This is a genomic window from Brevibacterium renqingii, assembly GCF_017808105.1.
Lineage (GTDB): Bacteria > Actinomycetota > Actinomycetes > Actinomycetales > Brevibacteriaceae > Brevibacterium > Brevibacterium renqingii.
This window is the reverse complement of sequence record NZ_JADBHF010000004.1, coordinates 182024-197570: the sequence shown is the minus strand read 5'-3', so window position 1 is coordinate 197570 and position 15547 is coordinate 182024. Positions and strand designations below refer to the sequence as shown.

At 64.8% G+C, this 15547-nt stretch carries 18 protein-coding genes; 10 read left to right on the top strand and 8 right to left on the bottom strand.

What is annotated here, in order from left to right:
• Positions 1–26 precede the first annotated feature (26 nt).
• Both IHE57_RS06150 and IHE57_RS16320 read left to right on the top strand, forming a co-directional pair.
• Positions 27–659 (top strand): phospholipase D-like domain-containing protein, encoded by a 633-nt coding sequence (locus tag IHE57_RS06150; RefSeq protein ID WP_209371698.1) that lies wholly within the window; start codon positions 27–29, stop codon positions 657–659.
• Entirely contained in the window at positions 631–1467 is an 837-nt protein-coding gene (locus tag IHE57_RS16320; RefSeq protein WP_209371697.1) for a phospholipase D-like domain-containing protein, read from the top strand. Before IHE57_RS06150 ends, IHE57_RS16320 begins: the two co-directional genes overlap by 29 nt.
• Here IHE57_RS16320 and IHE57_RS06140 read toward each other — a convergent pair.
• Positions 1409–2548 (bottom strand): phosphatase PAP2 family protein, encoded by a 1140-nt coding sequence (locus tag IHE57_RS06140; protein ID WP_209371696.1) that lies wholly within the window; start codon positions 2546–2548, stop codon positions 1409–1411. The two genes, IHE57_RS16320 and IHE57_RS06140, sit on opposite strands and share 59 nt — an antisense overlap.
• 160 nt (positions 2549–2708) lie before the next feature.
• Here IHE57_RS06140 and IHE57_RS06135 point away from each other — a divergent pair, with 160 nt between their 5' ends.
• The 4 genes from IHE57_RS06135 (at position 2709) to IHE57_RS06120 (ending at position 5279) form a co-directional block, all read left to right on the top strand.
• Positions 2709–3794 carry an AI-2E family transporter gene (locus IHE57_RS06135; protein ID WP_209371695.1) on the top strand — a complete coding sequence of 362 codons (1086 nt, stop codon included), beginning with the start codon at positions 2709–2711 and terminating at the stop codon, positions 3792–3794.
• Positions 3791–4165, top strand: coding sequence for an MGMT family protein (locus IHE57_RS06130; RefSeq protein WP_209371694.1), 375 nt, complete (start codon positions 3791–3793; stop codon positions 4163–4165). The genes IHE57_RS06135 and IHE57_RS06130 overlap by 4 nt, the downstream gene beginning before the upstream one ends.
• Positions 4107–5033 (top strand): YihY/virulence factor BrkB family protein, encoded by a 927-nt coding sequence (locus IHE57_RS06125; RefSeq protein ID WP_209371693.1) that lies wholly within the window; start codon positions 4107–4109, stop codon positions 5031–5033. Before IHE57_RS06130 ends, IHE57_RS06125 begins: the two co-directional genes overlap by 59 nt.
• Positions 5034–5102: 69 nt before the next feature.
• The gene (locus tag IHE57_RS06120; RefSeq protein ID WP_209323607.1) at positions 5103–5279 is read left to right on the top strand and encodes a hypothetical protein; all 177 of its coding nucleotides are present in this window, start codon (positions 5103–5105) and stop codon (positions 5277–5279) included.
• 87 nt (positions 5280–5366) lie between these two features.
• Here IHE57_RS06120 and IHE57_RS06115 read toward each other — a convergent pair whose 3' ends face one another.
• The 4 genes from IHE57_RS06115 to IHE57_RS06100 all read right to left on the bottom strand — a co-directional run bounded on the left by IHE57_RS06115 (position 5367) and on the right by IHE57_RS06100 (position 8588).
• The gene (locus IHE57_RS06115; protein ID WP_253719945.1) at positions 5367–6422 is read right to left on the bottom strand and encodes an alpha/beta hydrolase fold domain-containing protein; all 1056 of its coding nucleotides are present in this window, start codon (positions 6420–6422) and stop codon (positions 5367–5369) included.
• A gap of 64 nt (positions 6423–6486) precedes the next feature.
• The gene (locus IHE57_RS06110) at positions 6487–7797 is read right to left on the bottom strand and encodes an MFS transporter (protein WP_209371688.1); all 1311 of its coding nucleotides are present in this window, start codon (positions 7795–7797) and stop codon (positions 6487–6489) included.
• A 57-nt stretch (positions 7798–7854) separates the two neighbouring features.
• Positions 7855–8310: a DUF6098 family protein gene (locus IHE57_RS06105; RefSeq protein ID WP_253719943.1), complete on the bottom strand. Its 456-nt coding sequence runs from the start codon at positions 8308–8310 to the stop codon at positions 7855–7857.
• Positions 8310–8588: a hypothetical protein gene (locus IHE57_RS06100; RefSeq protein ID WP_209371684.1), complete on the bottom strand. Its 279-nt coding sequence runs from the start codon at positions 8586–8588 to the stop codon at positions 8310–8312. Before IHE57_RS06100 ends, IHE57_RS06105 begins: the two co-directional genes overlap by 1 nt.
• A gap of 178 nt (positions 8589–8766) precedes the next feature.
• On the opposite strand from IHE57_RS06100, the gene IHE57_RS06095 reads away from it, so the two are divergent.
• Both IHE57_RS06095 and IHE57_RS06090 read left to right on the top strand, forming a co-directional pair.
• Entirely contained in the window at positions 8767–9456 is a 690-nt protein-coding gene (locus tag IHE57_RS06095; RefSeq protein ID WP_209371682.1) for a peptidyl-tRNA hydrolase, read from the top strand.
• A gap of 228 nt (positions 9457–9684) precedes the next feature.
• The gene (locus IHE57_RS06090) at positions 9685–10251 is read left to right on the top strand and encodes a hemerythrin domain-containing protein (protein WP_209371681.1); all 567 of its coding nucleotides are present in this window, start codon (positions 9685–9687) and stop codon (positions 10249–10251) included.
• 86 nt (positions 10252–10337) lie between these two features.
• Here the strand turns inward: IHE57_RS06090 and IHE57_RS06085 are convergent, their stop codons facing one another.
• From IHE57_RS06085 to IHE57_RS06075, 3 genes are all read right to left on the bottom strand, one after another.
• Entirely contained in the window at positions 10338–11078 is a 741-nt protein-coding gene (locus IHE57_RS06085; protein ID WP_209371679.1) for an MBL fold metallo-hydrolase, read from the bottom strand.
• A 1-nt stretch (position 11079) separates the two neighbouring features.
• On the bottom strand, positions 11080–11547 hold the full coding sequence (locus IHE57_RS06080) for a DUF4383 domain-containing protein (RefSeq protein WP_209323600.1): 468 nt from the start codon (positions 11545–11547) through the stop codon (positions 11080–11082).
• A gap of 104 nt (positions 11548–11651) precedes the next feature.
• The gene (locus IHE57_RS06075) at positions 11652–12407 is read right to left on the bottom strand and encodes an OBAP family protein (RefSeq protein ID WP_209371677.1); all 756 of its coding nucleotides are present in this window, start codon (positions 12405–12407) and stop codon (positions 11652–11654) included.
• 211 nt (positions 12408–12618) lie between these two features.
• Here IHE57_RS06075 and IHE57_RS06070 point away from each other — a divergent pair, with 211 nt between their 5' ends.
• Together IHE57_RS06070 and IHE57_RS06065 are read left to right on the top strand one after the other, a co-directional pair.
• Positions 12619–14421 (top strand): thiamine pyrophosphate-requiring protein, encoded by a 1803-nt coding sequence (locus IHE57_RS06070; RefSeq protein ID WP_209371676.1) that lies wholly within the window; start codon positions 12619–12621, stop codon positions 14419–14421.
• Positions 14414–15538, top strand: coding sequence for an enolase C-terminal domain-like protein (locus tag IHE57_RS06065; RefSeq protein ID WP_209371675.1), 1125 nt, complete (start codon positions 14414–14416; stop codon positions 15536–15538). Before IHE57_RS06070 ends, IHE57_RS06065 begins: the two co-directional genes overlap by 8 nt.
• Positions 15539–15547 lie beyond the last annotated feature (9 nt).

The window sequence follows — 15547 nt, the reverse complement described above, 5'->3', positions numbered from 1 at the left end:
CGCACGGCGACATCTGAACCGCCGACATGATCTGCCGCACTGAAGGAGTTTCAGCGAGGAGGCTCTCGATGCACGCCCACGGAATCACCGCACAGCGCAGAACCGCACGAGAAGCGAGACAAGGTCTCAGGCTTCTGGCCGCTGCTGCTGCCTGCGCCCTCGTCTCAGGTCTGCTCGGGACCGCCGGCGGCCCGCACGACGCCCGACCGGCGTCGGCGGCGCCGCAGCTGACGACAGGAGGGACCTTCAACTCGCCCGGCAGCGATGAGCTCGTCGAGCAGGTGAAGACGATGATTGACGGCACCGGCGAGGACGAATCGATTGAGATCGCCCAGTACCGCCTGAGGGATCGGGTGATCTACAGCGCACTGCGCGACGCCGTGAGCCGAGGCGTCCACGTGCGGGTGCTTGTCGACCACGGCATGCTCACTGCCGGCAGCGAGGCGCAGCAGAGGGAATTCCGAGATCTCCAGAAGGAATTCAACGCCTCTGCCGACTCCAGGACGTGGATACGGGTCTGCGGGCAGGAGGGCGGTGAGGGAGCTGTCGCTGGACCTGACGGCGCAGACACGGGCTGCAAACAACAAGTTCTACCTCTTCTCCAGCACCCTGGGACACGATCGTGTCGCTGTGACCAGTTCAGCCAACCTCAGCAATGACTCGATCGGTGGGACGGGCGGGTTCAACAGCATGTACACCCACGTCGAGGATCCGGCAGACATCGGCTTCGGCGGCAGCTCTCTCTTCGAACGGTTCCACGAATACTTCGGGCAGCTGAGTGCAGTTGCCGTCGATCCTTCGCAGGCCGACCCCGATTACTACGAGTCGAACCCGCCGGAGATCTCCGGCACGACGAAGAGCTACTTCTTTCCGCGCGCGGACGGCGACACGACGGAGAACACCTTGGGCGTCGTCGACTGTGATGCGCAGCCGAGTACGAAGATCCGAGTCGGCATGTGGTCGATCACGAGGAAGGAGGTTGCCACGGCACTGGCCGAAAAGGCGGAGGTCTGCGACGTCGACATCGTCGTCAACCGGATGAGCCAGGATGTCTGCACCGCCCTCACCGAAGACTTTCCGACGAACCTGCGCATCCGCACGTTCCCGCGCGATGAAAAGGGCAAGGACAGTGATGAGGGCATCCATGAGAAGAACATGACGATCGGCGGCAACTACAACGGCGGCAACCACCGTCATGTCGTCTTCACCGGCAGCGGGAACTTCAACAAGCTGTCGCTGCGGCGCAACGACGAGAACATGGTGAGGATCCTCGGCGACGAAACCGTCTACAACGACTTCATCCGCCATTTCGATGACGAACTGATCAGCAGCGCGACGGTCGAGATCACCAGTGAGGATGACTGCGAAGACGTCGTCGTCGGAGAGCGGAAATCCGACGATCGCTCGGTCAGGCGCTCCGGCGTGCGGGTGCATCCTGAGGCTGCGACAGATCGGCCTCAGGGCTGAGTTCGACGGCTTCGACGAGGGACCGCTTCTCGGCCTCGAGCGAGCTAACATTCGTCTCGACGGCATTGGGAGCCGGGGCGGCCTCGGGAGTCGAGGCGTCGATCGGCTCCGCAGGCTGCGGCTTGCGCCTTCTCCCATGGCCGGTGGCCCAGCCGGCCACTGTCACCGATGCCCATCCGATGCCCATCCCGGCGATGTCATCGAGGATGTAATGCCAGCCGAAGTAGAGAGTGGTCACGATGGTCACACCGAAGAAGACCCAGGTGATCGTCTTGATCAGTCGCTTCTGGTTTGTGCGCATCATGAACAGTGCGGCGGCGAAGGTCACGGAGACATGGAGTGAGGCGAACGCGGCCACCCCTTGGATCGATTCGCTGCCGGCAGGATTGCTGAGGAAGTCGAGCCGAGCGGAGATGAGTGCGTCCTGCAGCCGACTGACCCCGGTGTCGGGCAGGCTGCTGTAGAGCTCGGGGCGGCTGAACGCCGGTCCGACCGAGGGCAGCATGTAGTAGCTGATCGTGCCCAGGACCCAGTTGAGGCACAATGTCGTCGCGTACCAGGCTCCGACGGCGTGATTGCGGCTGAGCACGAGGAACGCGCCGAGGCTGATCGGGATGAGCGGAAGATAGGCGAGGTAGGCGATCGAGAGCACATTCGCCATGATCTCGGTGCCGAAGAGGTCGTGCAGGAGCACAGCCGGGTTGTTCCCGCCGCTGAGCCAGTGGTCGAGCTGCAGCAGCTGCCGGTCGTAGAGAGTGCCCTCTCGGTAGATCGGGAGATCGCTCTTGAGGTTGCGGTAGGCGACGTAGCAGATGTAGAAGCTCAGCAGCCCGGCGCCGATGCACAGGACACGGTGGGCGTTCCACTCCTTCTTCACGATCTCGACGATCGTGCCAGGCAGCTGCCGCCAGCCGCTTCTGCGCAGTGCCTCCACGACGAGCCCCGCTCCGACGAACCCCAGAGCCAACAGGGGCAGGCGGATGAAGGAGGGGCCGAGGAACCCGTCGGGATCCTTGAGCGGCAGATCGAGATAGAGCGAAGAGACCACGGCGATCGCTCCGATGAGGAGAGCGAGCGCCATGGCGAAAGTGTAGGGCCAGCGTCGCATTCGGGTCATCGGGACACCCTATTAACTCTGTTTAAGCGCTTCGTCGGATTTCTCTTGGTGCTCGCTGACAGGAGGCGGCGCTCTGAGTTAAACGGGCCACCCATTGTGTGCCTCGCGGCATTAGTGTTGATGCATGACAGAAGGTTCGCTGAACGCGCCTCCGAATCGCGATGATCCGATTCCCGAGGGCCTCAAACTCGGTGCCCGTTTCACCGGATACCTGCTGGTGATCGTTGCAGGAATCACAGTCGCGGTCTTCATCGCTCTGCAGGTCGCGCAGATCGTCGTCCCGTTCCTCGCCGGACTCGTCCTCTCGGCCCTCCTGGTCCCGTTGTCGTCGTTCCTGCAGCGGCATCGGTGGCCGAAATGGTTGGCCGTCGTCAGTGTCTGGGTCGTCGTCCTCGGCCTGCTGGCCGGGCTCATTCTCCTCATCACCTTCCAGGTCAGAAGCGAGATCCCGGCGATTCAGAAGCAGGTGGCGACGTCTCTGGATGCGGCGAAGCAGTTCTTGGCCACGCAGCCGTTCGGGCTCACCGAATCCAAGCTCAACGACTTCGTCGACTCCTCAGGGCAGTGGCTGCAGGACAACGCCGCCGGACTCGGGTCAGGCGCCGCCGAAGTCGGCTCGACAGCGGCTCACGTCATCGAAGGCGTCATCATCATCCTGTTCGTCACCCTCTTCGCGCTCATCGACGGCAGGGGCATCTGGACCTGGGTCATCCATGTGTGGCCGAAGAGGGCGCATGCGCGGATCTCCGCCGCCGGCGAGGCCGGATGGAAGACGCTGTCGAACTTCATCCGGATCCAGCTCGTCGTCGCGGCCAGCGATGCGATCGGAATCGGGGTGGGAGCACTGATCCTCGGCGTCCCACTGGCGGTCCCGATCGCCACGGTGGTCTTCCTCGGCGCTTTCGTGCCGTTCGTCGGAGCGATCGTCGGCGGCGCGGTCGCCGTCGGTCTGGCGCTGCTCTTCAACGGCTGGGTGCACGGCCTGATCATGCTCGGAATCGTCATCGTCGTGCAGCAGCTCGAAAGCCACGTCCTGCAGCCGTGGCTGACGGGACCGACAGTGAAGATCCATCCTCTGGCGGTGATCCTCGGCGTCACAGCAGGAGCGGCGGTCGCAGGCATCGCCGGAGCGTTCTTCTCCGTGCCGGTCATCGCGACTCTCAACTCGATGATCCGCGCGGCCAAGGACTACAAGGTGGGAATGGGATGAAGCACGCTGACGGGGACGACGAGAGGCATCTCGCTGTCCGGGATGCCGTCCGCTCGGTGCCGGCAGGTGCAGTGGCCACCTATGGTGACATCGGGAAAATGGTCGGAATCGGTCCGCGACAGGCCGGACGCCTGGTGGGGATGAATGCCGACCGGGCACCATGGTGGCGGGTCGTCTATGCCGACGGCTCCCCGGCCACATGTCATTCAGGCACTGCGCCGAGCCTCCTGCAGGCGGAGGGCGTCGGGTTCGACGGGGCACGGGTGGACATGAGGGCACACCGATATGCGAACAGAGTGGAGGACGGCACGGATGACCGCGTTGAATCGGATGCGCATCGTCAAGGGCGCTCTGCGACGTCTGCTCGATGACGAGTGCCTCGACAGAGCCGCCGGCCTGAGCTTCTACGCTCTGCTCTCCGCGGCACCAGCGATCCTCGCCATGGTGTCTCTGCTCGGCGTGGTCGGGGAAGCCGAGTCGACCACGGAGGCGGTGCTGTCCCTGGCTCACGATGTCTCGGCCGAGGCCGCCTCGGCGATCCGACCGATCATCGTCGAACTCACCGAATCGTCATCGGCCGGTGCCACCCTCATCGGCAGCCTCGCCCTGGCGATCTGGTCCTCGTCGAAATACATCGGCGCATTCGGCCGAGCTCTGAACACCGTCTACCGGGTCGAGGAGACTCGGCCCTATTGGAAGTTCAAGCCGCTCATGCTGCTGATGACCGTGCTCACGCTCATCGTCCTGGCCACCCTGGGACTGCTGCTCGTGCTGTCCGGGCCCATCGCGGAATCGCTCGGCGGGCTCATCGGCATGGGGCCGGCAGCCCTGCTGATCTGGAACGTGGCCAAATGGCCGATCTTCGTCTTCTTCATCATGCTGCTCATCGCCCTGCTCTACTACGTCACCCCGAACGTCAAGCAGCCGAGGTTCCGGTGGGTCAGCCTCGGTGCGCTGATCGCTCTGATCGCCCTACTCGCCGTGTCATTCGGCTTCGTCCTCTACATCAACAACTTCAGCAACTACAACGTCACCTACGGGTCGATCGGGGGAGTGATCGTCGGGCTCGCCTGGGTGTGGATGGTCAACCTCGCCCTGCTCCTCGGCGCCGAGTTCGATGCTGAGATCGAACGCGAGCGGCAGAGGGTCGCGGGCGACGCCGGGGAAGGGGCGACCCGGCAGCCGACGAACCTCACCCGTTCTCAGCCCGGGCGACGCGATGACTTTGCACCCGGATGACAATAAGCCCCTACCGTGTTGAACGAAACGATGACAGCATAGTGGCATACCCGAGAAAGGATGGTCTTCATGTCAGACGACAACGAGAAGAACGAGAAGACACCGACCGAGGTCCCCGAAGAGGCCAGAGACGATATCGCGGAGAAGCCCGGCACCGATTCAGCCAGCAAGAAGCGCGAGGACGATCTGGTCGATGAGTGGGAGGAGGAGTCCTTTCCTGCCAGCGACCCGCCGGCACACTACTGACGTCCCCGAACACATGGCCCGGCACCTGCCAACAGGTGCCGGGCCATTCTATGTCACATGGACCAGGCGGGAGCCGAGCTCAGGGCCTCAGAGGTGTGCGGCAGCGAACGCGGCGCTGCGACTGAGAACATCTCCGGCGTCATCGAGCATCCGACCGAAGTGGAGGAAGGAGTGCAGCACTCCCGGATACAGGTGGTAGTCGACCGGAGTGCCGGCCTCCTCGAGCCGCACGTGCAGAGCCTCACTGTCATCGCGGAGAGGATCGAGGCCCGCCGCGGCGATGAAGACCGGGGGAAGGCCTGCCAGGTCGGCCTCGAGGTGATCGACATAGGGCGATGAGGCATCCGCCGCGGAGCCGAAGTGCTCCGTGGTGATCGAATCGAGATCCTCGCGGCTCATCCCGTCCCAGCCGCCGCCGTAGAGGCGCCTGCTCGCGGAATCGACGAGACCGTGTCCGCCGTAGAAGAGCAGCAGAGCGCGGATGGCGGAGAAGGTCCGCGGATCGAGGCCGATGCTTTCCGCATCGTCGCGCAGCAGCAGAGCAGAACCCAGCGTCAGCATAGCCCCGGCAGAGTCGCCGGCGACCGCCAGATGCGATCCGTCGACTCCGAGGTCGCTGCCGTTTCGCACAAGATGATCGATCACGCCCGCGACCTCATGCAGGGCCTGTGGGAACTTCGACTCCGGCGACAGCGAGTAGTCGACGCCGATGACCGCGGCTCCGCTCTCGGCGGCGATGACCCGCATGATCCGATCATGGGTGTCGAGGTCGCCGACGGTGAAGCCGCCCCCGTGGAGGAAGACGATCCCCGGCAGGACCGCCTCGGCGGTGGGACGATGGATGCGGATGGGCACCTGGGCTCCGGCGGTGTCGATGACCTCGTCGACGGTGTCGGCCATCGTCGGTCCGCCCTCGTTCCAGAAGGAGCGCTCGGCCCGGTACTCAGCCCGCATCGCGGCCAGCCGCGCGGTTTCGGTATCCATGCCGGCTTGGACTGCGCGGCGTCCTGCTTGGGTGCATTCGGCCGCTCTTGCGGCCTGGGTGTCGAGCACGGCCCGCATCTGGCTGGTCATCGCTGTGACGATGAATGCGGGGATCTCGGTGCTTTCGGCTCCGGGAGCAGTGACTTCGTCGATGGTCAATTGCGCCTCCGATGGTCGGTCTGGTGGAAAGGCCCCGAAGGGCAGGGTACGACAGCTGAGATCCTCATGATCCGGTGGGGGCCTCTTCGGCTTCTTCGACGGCGGCCTGGCCACCGGTGCGCTTGACCCAGACGATGAGGGCATAGCTGAGTGCCGCGGCGAGCAGGGCGCAGACGATGAGGATGGTGAAGATGATCGGGTAGGCCGCGGAGCCGCGGTCGTCGATGATCGCGCCGAACCACACGCTGGAGAAGGTATCGGGCAGGAACCCGATGACCGAGAGCAGGCCCGAGGCCGCACCGAACATGTCGAGTCCGACCCGGCCCTCGCTCAGCTGGGAGGAGGCGATGCCGTAGCAGCCGTTGGCGAGGAAGCCGAGGGCGACGACGACGACTGCGGCGACGATGACCAGCACCGGTCCCGAGGGGATGACGATCAGGGACGCCAGGGCGACGGCGATGACGATGGAGGCGACGATGATCACGCGCGACGGGGAGCGGACCTTCGTGGCCAGGGCACCGAAGGCCGGACCGGCCAGCAGCGTGATCCCATAGGTGCGGATGACGCTGACGGTGGAGACGACGGCGGCCGGGGCGGCGAAGACCGCCGAGAGGTAGGGGGTCGTATAGGCCACGCCCGTGTAGACGAAGTAGACGAAGAACATCGTGCCTGCGGCCAGCCAGACGACGGGGGAGCCGAAGACGCGCGTGAGGTCGGCGAGCTTGAAGCCCTCGCCGGGATGTTCGATCTCACCGGCGAAGCGCGGAGTGAGCAGATGAGAGGCGATCGCGAGCAGGAAGATGAGCCCGCCGAGCATCATGAGGATGGTGCGCACGCCGAGGTCGGCGCGTTCGGCGAAGGCGGAGAGGATGCCGACCTCGACGAAGCCGAGGACGAGGCCGACGGCCCCGTAGATCCCGTAGCTGAGGCCGATGTTGCGGGCATAGCCGTCGGCGTCGGAGATCAGCCGGACGAGCTTGAAGCGCACACCCCACCAGATGAGGATCGTCGACAGCCCCATACCCACGAAGACCGCGAGCAGTGTGCCGAAGCTCGGCAGGGCAGCGTAGACGAAGGTGAGGATCGCTGTGATGAAGTAACCGGTCGTGGCCAGAGTCCTCACTCGGACACGGTCGGCGATGAACCCGGAAGGCAGGTAGCAGATCGTCGCGGTGATCGCATAGGCGCTGACGAGCCACCCGATCTGAGCGTTGTTGATGTCGAGGGCGTCGAGCAGGGGATCGTAGAAGACGTTCTTGAGGTAGGGCGGGGCGAACAGGATCGAGCTGCCCATGCTGACGAGGATGAGGAGTGTGATCCGTCTGCCTCGGGACAGATCGGCTGCGCTGACTTCGCGCATGGGCTTCTTCGACACGGGCACGTGCTCCCTCGGTTCGACTGCAGTACCCGAACACCATAACTGAATGACGGTTCAGGAGTCTCGTTTCGTCCGATCTGCGGATTCGTCATCTGTGCCCTCGGCGTCCTCCGGGCCCTTCTCTGCGTCGAAATTCTCCCGGTAGCGTCGCTCCGCCTCGTCGAGCAGCCTCGGCGACAGGCGCGCGATCGGTTCGACATCACTCAGCAGCGGTTCGCAGTCAGGGCCGCGTCCCACCTGCGTTCCGCTGAGGATCCAGGCGAAGCGGTCGGGGTTCTTCTCCTGGAGATGTTTGTACTGGCAGAGCTGCCGGGCCAGCCAGTCGCCGAGGGGTCGGGTCCACCATGCTTCCGGGGTCAGCGGATTGACTGCCAGTCCCGGCAGCTCCAGACCGGATTCGGTGTCGATGCTGCCTCCGGCGGAATCGCTCTCATAGCCTTCCGAGTAGCGGACATAGAGAAGCTTGCCGCTCGCGGCGAGTTCCTCCACTTCGGCCAGGCTCTCGAGCATCAGGCGGAGAGTCCGTCGGTGACCTTGAGGGCGACAGGACATGTCACGGCCACGGTCAGCCCCTGACGAGCGACGGCGTCGGTGGCCAGACGCAGGAGTTCCCGGCAGTGGTGGGCGGCCATGAGTGTCTCCTCGATCTCGCAGTAGGCGAATTCGATCTCCATCGTCTCGATGTCGAGCGTGTAGTGGAGGGTGGCGACGACCTCGTCGACGAAGCTGAGTTCGAAAGCTCCTGCTGCGCGATTATCGTTAAGGGTGTATTCGCCGTCTTCGATCACAGGATCGGGAGAGTCGGGAAATCGACCCCGGCCGACTGCGCTTTCGCATCGACCGTCAAGAGGCTTGGGCATACCGGCTCCTCAGAAAGAGTTGGCCGACTTCTTGACCTGCTCAAACTATACGTTTAGTGCATTGGTCCGGCAATAGGGCATCCCGTGTGCGACTAGGATTGCCCGCATGAGCGAGCAGATGCGCAGACACGAGTCCGATCATGAGGTTCCCTGGTCCCTGCCGATCGTCCTCAGACGGTCGAAGTCGAAGATCGCTCGCCACATCGATGTCCTCGAGGCCGCGGCGACGGCCGTGGTGATGTTCCTCGATGATCCGCGGTCCCAGCTCGGCGGAGAATGGCACGAGGCCGTCGACTATTGGCGCGATGGTGCGATCCGCAAGGTCGTGCGCCGAGGCGATGGGAAGAAGCTCGAAGACGCGCGCGAGCTCGGTTGTGTGTCGGTCAGCCTCGGCGGGGATGAGGAGTTCGGCGCGGCCGAGGCACTCGTGTTCCCTCCCGGTCCTGTCCAGCCGCTTCCACCGGAGCTGAAGAAGCTCCAGGTCTCCGGCACCGAGTTCCCCGATGCGGGAGAGAGCTCCGTCCCCGCAGCCGAGGCAGTCGTGCTCATCGAGCTCTCGCCCGGGCTGGACCTGACGACGGGCAAGGCGGCCGCCCAGTGCGGTCACGCCGCACAGCTGGCCTATGAGCAGATGCCCGCAGAGGCGCTGCGGCAGTGGAGGGATTCGGGGTTCAGTCTGCGGGTGACCACGGCGTCTGAGCGATCATGGGCCGACAACGCCCAGCAGGTCAGCGTTATCGATGCGGGTTTCACCGAGGTCGACGGACCGACGGAGACCGTCAGAGCTTCGTGGTGAGCCCGGTTCCGGAACCGATCGTGTGCCGAGGGGATCTTCTGCGAGCAGGAACGTGATGCACCGCAGAACGCGTCCGCGGCGAAGGGATGTCTGGACGGAGGAAAACCCCGTCATTAGTGTCGAGGCACAAGTCGGACCGGCTGGTCCGGAAACCGCACACTGCTCCGCAGCCGACGGCGATCGCATCGCACGGCCGGCCGCACAGGGGCCCGGAGAGGAGAAGGCACAATGAATGAGACCGATACGAGCGACAAGGATGTCGTCGAACTGCTCACCGCCGATCACAGAGACATGCTCGAGCTGCTCCGCCGGATCGAGAGGACCGAGGATCCCGACGAGCAGCGCGATATCGCGGACACCGTCATCGCCGAGGTGATGCGCCATTCCGTGGCCGAAGAGATGATCGTCTATCCGTCCATCGAGGAGTACGTCCCCGGCGGGAAAGAGGAAGTCGAGCACGACAAAGAGGAGCACGACGAGCTCGTCTGCGTGATGAAGGACCTCGAGGACGTCGATGTCTCCGATGGTGCCTTCCTCAAGCTCGTCATCGAGTTGGAGAAGCTGCTCGAACACCACGCTCGGGATGAGGAAGACGAGCAGTTTCCGAAGCTGCGCGCCCATATCCCACAGGATCAGCTGAACGACATGGGCAAGAAGGTCATCTCCGCGAAGAGGGTGGCTCCGACGCGACCGCACCCCAACGCGCCGCATTCTGAGCTGTTCCACAAGAGTGTGGGCCCCGGCGTCGGCATGGTCGATCGGCTGCGCGACAAGCTCACCGGCCGGGAGTCCTGAACCGGCCGGGAATCCTGAGGATCTCCGTGTGACACGGCGCGATGTGACGGCGAAGCGACACGGCGCGATGTGACGGCGAAGCGGCGTTACGAGGCGCCGTTCGCCTTGGCCGTCCTGACGAGGCGTTCGATGCCGCCGGTCCACGGTTCACCGTGGCCGACGAGGACTGTCCCGGCACCGGTCTCGGCGAGGGCGTCTAAGGACTCGAGCGCACGTTCGGGATCGGCCGTCGCCGCATTCGAGACGATCTGCGCTCCCGTAGTGCCCCGGTAGGGATTGAGCGTGACGAGAGCGTCTCCGGCGATGAGCGCGTCCCGATCCCGGAAGTGAAAAGCGCAGTGGCCCAGAGTGTGCCCGGGGGTGAAGACGACCTCGGGGTTGCCGGGCACCGGCAGCGCGAATTCTCGGATGCGGGTGACCTCTGCGATCGGTTCCGGCCACCACGCGCGGTTCCGCACGAAGGCACTGACCATGGGAAGTGCCTTGAACTGCGTGAGGAGGTACCACGTCAGTGCCCGGTCGCGCCCGTACTGCCGAGGGTGACGTGTCAGAGGCACATCGTTGTCGTGCACATACACGGGCACTTCGGCTTGAGAGCGCAGCCGCTCAGCGAAGCCGATGTGGTCGAAGTGGCCATGTGTGAGGAGCAGAGCTCGAATGTCCTCCAAGCTGCGGCCGAGGCGTTTGAGCGCGCCGAGGAGGGACTGCCACGAGGTTGGTACGCCGGCATCGACGATGGTCAGTCCCTCGTCACCTTCGACGATGTACCAGTTGACGTACGAGTCCTCGACGCGATGGATGCCTTCGGCGACCTCGGGGATGAGCATATCAGCGGCCCTTCTCTTCGAACCGGCGATAGCGGAAGACGAGCGCGCAGCCGATCATGAGGACAGCCAGACCGAAATGCAGCCAGTTGTCCGGGGTGTTGAGCGGAACGAAGTTCGCCCCGGAGTCCGAATTGATGAACAGGCCGTAGAGCCAGAGAGCCGCGTAGACGATGCCGCCCCAGAGCAGGTAGTGGAAGGACGCGGTGGGGGAGCGGCGGACCAGGGCCCCGGCGATGCCGTAGAGCAGATGCACGATGTTGTGCAGGACCGAGACCTGGAACAGTCCGAACAGCATTGCCGTCGAATGGTGGCCGGCGAAGCGCATCGACATGTAATGCGTCGTCGTTCCCGGAATGAACCCGAGAATGCCGACGCCCAGGAAGAGCACGGTGAAGATGAGAGCCGCCCATTGGATCGGCAGCCCGCGTTCATATGGGACGTCGCGATCAGCAGGTACGTCGGTGTTCATGCGAACCCCCTCGCTCGTTCCGAATTCGTTGGGCCCTCAGGCTATTGAGCGCCGAACGGGCTCACAAGGATCGTTCGTGACTCACAGATCGCAGACGCTGGGCCTCAGCCCCTGCGGAAAGGCACGTCGTGCAGCGTCGTCTGCACGCTCTGTCCGCTCTCCCAGGTGTTCGCCTCGGCGGCGACGTCCGGCATCGGAATGTCCTCGCGGTGGGCGCGTCTGTCCGGGGTGGATACGCCGACTCGGGCGTCCCTGTCACTGAGCAGCTCGTCATCGGCCTGACCGTCGTCGGTGAAGCCCATCATCAGCTGCGGGATCCCGAAGGGGAAGTCCTCGCGGTCGTACTGCCAGGTGTGGAAGGTCTTGCCGTAGGTCGAGACGAGGTCCTCGAAATACGAGTGCTCGGCGATCTCCGGCACGCCCGGGGCGGTGAGGATGCCCGATCTCACCTCGTAATGGTGGCTGTGCCACAGGCGCTTCTCCTCGGCGGGGAGGGCCTCGAAGCGTTCGGAGCTGATGATGTACTCGATGCCGATGAGGCGGGCATCGGGTTCATTGCGGTCGAAGATCACGCACTGGTGCAGGTCATGCCGCAGGTGGATGCAGAAATGAGCCGCTTCGACCTGCCGCCCCATGTCGTCGGCATACATGTGCAGACCGTTGAGGTAGGTGCTCATGGCCTCGAGCGGGTACTTCGTCTGCAGAGCCCGCGAGGACATGTCGAGGATCCGGTGTTTGAGCGGATGCCCTTTTCCGACCTTGGCCAGTGTCGTGAGTTTTCGGCCTGCGATCGTGCCGAGGACGGCGGTCATCGCGGTGGCGGCACCGAGGCCGAATGATTTCAGCTGTGATGTTCCCATCTCCTCACGCTAACCCCGGCCGACGAGTCTGATAAGCCCCCGCGGAAACGGACTGCGGAGGCGGGCCGCGGCGGTTTCAGTGAGGCTTCCCCACCCGTACCGGGGAGTCTTGACAGGTGTCGTAACCGGGACAAGCCTGGAGGGCCAGGCCGCCGCACAGCACGACGGCTGCTGCACATCCGACATCCGAGACTTCCGGAGGAGAACGCACATGGCGACGTCCGTCAGCGACTTCATCATCGATCGACTCATCGCCTGGGACCTGCACCACTGGTACGGGTATCCCGGCGACGGCATCGGCGGTTTCGACGGCGCCATGGGCCGTGCTCAGAACGAGGGCAAGGACTTCACCTATGTGCGCCCGACCCATGAGGAGGAAGCGGCCTTCATGGCCACCGCTCATGCGAAATTCACCGGCGACGTGGGCGTGTGCATCTCGACCTCGGGCCCCGGAGCCATCCACCTCATGAACGGCCTCTACGACGCCAAGGGCGACAACGCGCCCGTCGTCGCCATCGTCGGCCAGCAGGCCCGGGTATCGCTGAGCTCCGAATTCCAGCAGGAGATCAACCTCGAACGGGCATACGCCGACGCGGCGGTGTTCGTGCAGACCGTGACCACGCCGATGCACGCCCAGCTCGTCGTCGACAAAGCCGTGCGCATGGCCAAGGCCTACCGAGGACCGGCAGTCGTCATCCTCCCCGCCGACGTCCAGACCATGGACATGGAGGAGCCCGCGGTCGAGCACTTCGTCTCCCGCACCGGCGTCGGCTACGCCGAGGATCGACTGCGACCCGATGATGACGCGCTCGCCCGCGCCGCGGAGGTCCTCAACAGCGGCGAGAGAGTCGCCATGCTCGTCGGACAGGGCGCGATCGGGGCGACCGATGAGGTCATCAGCGTCGCCGAGCGCCTCGGCGCCGGGGTGATCACCACGCTGCTGGGCAAACAGGTGGTGCCCGGCGATGTCGGATACCACACTCAGCAGCTGGGGCTGCTGGGTTCCCGGCCGAGCTACGACATGATGCAGAAATGCGACACCCTGCTCATGGTCGGCACGAACTATCCCTACGGCGAGTTCATGCCGCCGACCGGTCAGGCCCGTGCCGTGCAGATCGACCTGTCACCGCGCCATCTGGGGATCCGCTACCCCACCGAGGTCAACCTGTGGGGTGATGCGAAGACCACGCTGGCGGCCCTGCAATCGCATCTGACCCAGCATGAGACCGGTTGGCAGGAGAAGATCGCCGATGAGAACCGGGACTGGATGAAGGAGAACAAGCGGGTCGCGATGACCGAGGCCGACCCGATCAACCCGCGCCGCGTCTTCGTCTCCCTCAACGAACGACTGCCCGAGAACGCGATCATCACCTGCGATGCCGGCAGCACGGCCGACTGGTACGGCTTCCACGTCGAACTCGGACCGAACCAGATGGGCAACCTCTCGGGCCGAATGGCGTCGATGCTCGCTGCGATGCCGTATGCGCTGGCAGGCAAGTTCGCGCATCCCGACCGTCCGGTGGTGTGCACCATCGGCGACGGCGCCTTCCAGATGATGGGCATGAACGGGCTGCTGACGGTCAAACGCCACTGGCAGGAATGGTCGAACTCGACCTTCGTCGTCCTCGTCATCAACAACGGCGACCTCAACCAGGTGTCCTGGGAGATGCGCGAGGCCGGCGACCCGAGGTGGGACACGGCTCAGATGGTCGAATCCATGGACTACGCCGGCTATGCGGAGCTTCTGGGACTCAGAGGCATCGCCGTCGACGACCCCGAGGACATCGATAAGGCCTTCGACCAGGCGTTCGCCGCCGACCGACCCGTCGTCCTCGACGTCCGCTGCGATCGCAACACCCCACCGCTGCCCGCCCACATCGCCTTCGCCCAGGCCAAGGGCCTCGCCGAATCCCTGCTGGCCGGCGATCCCGAGCTCGGGCGGGTGGTCAACCAGAGCTCACGCGCCACCGCGGCACGGCTGTTCGCCCGCATGGGTCTGACCTCGGATGACTGACGTTGCCTCTGCGGGCACGACCGGCAGTGTCGCACCGGTGACCGGAATCGACACCGCGGCCTATCGCATCCCGCTCGACGAGCCGGAGTCCGATGGGACTCTGAGCTGGTCGGCGACCACACTGGTGGTCGTGCGCGTTCGCTGTGGAGACGAGTCAGGTCTGGGTTACACCTATGCGCCGGCCGCCGCCGCTCACATCATCGACGACACTCTGAGTCAGGTCGTCACCGGGCTGAACGCCTTGGCACCCGGAGCCGCCTGGGATGCGATGGCCCGTGCCCTGCGCAATCAGGGTCTGCGCGGGCCGGCGGCCGCGGCGGTCTCGGCCGTCGACGTCGCACTGTGGGACCTCAAAGCCCGACTGCTCGACGTATCGCTGGCGGCTCTGCTCGAAGGCTGCCACGACAGTATTCCCGCGTACGGCAGCGGCGGTTTCACGAACTTCGACGATCGAGAACTCGGGACACAGCTCAACTCGTGGGCGGAGGAGGGTCTGCCGGCCGTGAAGATCAAGGTCGGCACCGACCCTGATGACGATCCGCGGCGAGTCGCGTTCGCCCGGCGGGCGATCGGCGACGGCCTCGGGCTCTTCGTCGACGGCAACGGCGCGTTCGCGCGGAAGCAGGCGCTCGCACTGGCCGAGGAGTTCGCAGGCAACGGGGTGAGCTGGTTCGAGGAGCCGGTGAGTTCCGACGACCTCGACGGCCTGCGGCTGCTGCGTGATCGGGCGCCGGCGGGCATGGAGATCGCAGCGGGGGAGTACGGTTGGGACCTCACCCATTTCCGGGACCTCCTGCGGGCTGAAGCGGTCGACTGTCTGCAAGCCGATATCACCCGCTGCGGCGGACTCACCGTTGTGCTTCGCGTCGGCGCCCTGTGCGATGCGGAGAACATCGACCTGTCCAGCCACTGTGCTCCTCAGCTCAGCGCCCATGCCCTGACGGGAGTGTGGCATTCGCGCCACCTCGAGTACTTCGCCGACCACGTCCGCATCGAGAAACTCGCTTTCGACGGGGTCCTGACCCCGGTCGACGGCGCCCTGCATCCTGACCGCACCCGCCCGGGTCACGGTCTCCTCCTGCGCGAAGAGGCGCTGGAGCCATATCGAATCTGCTGAGGAGTCAAC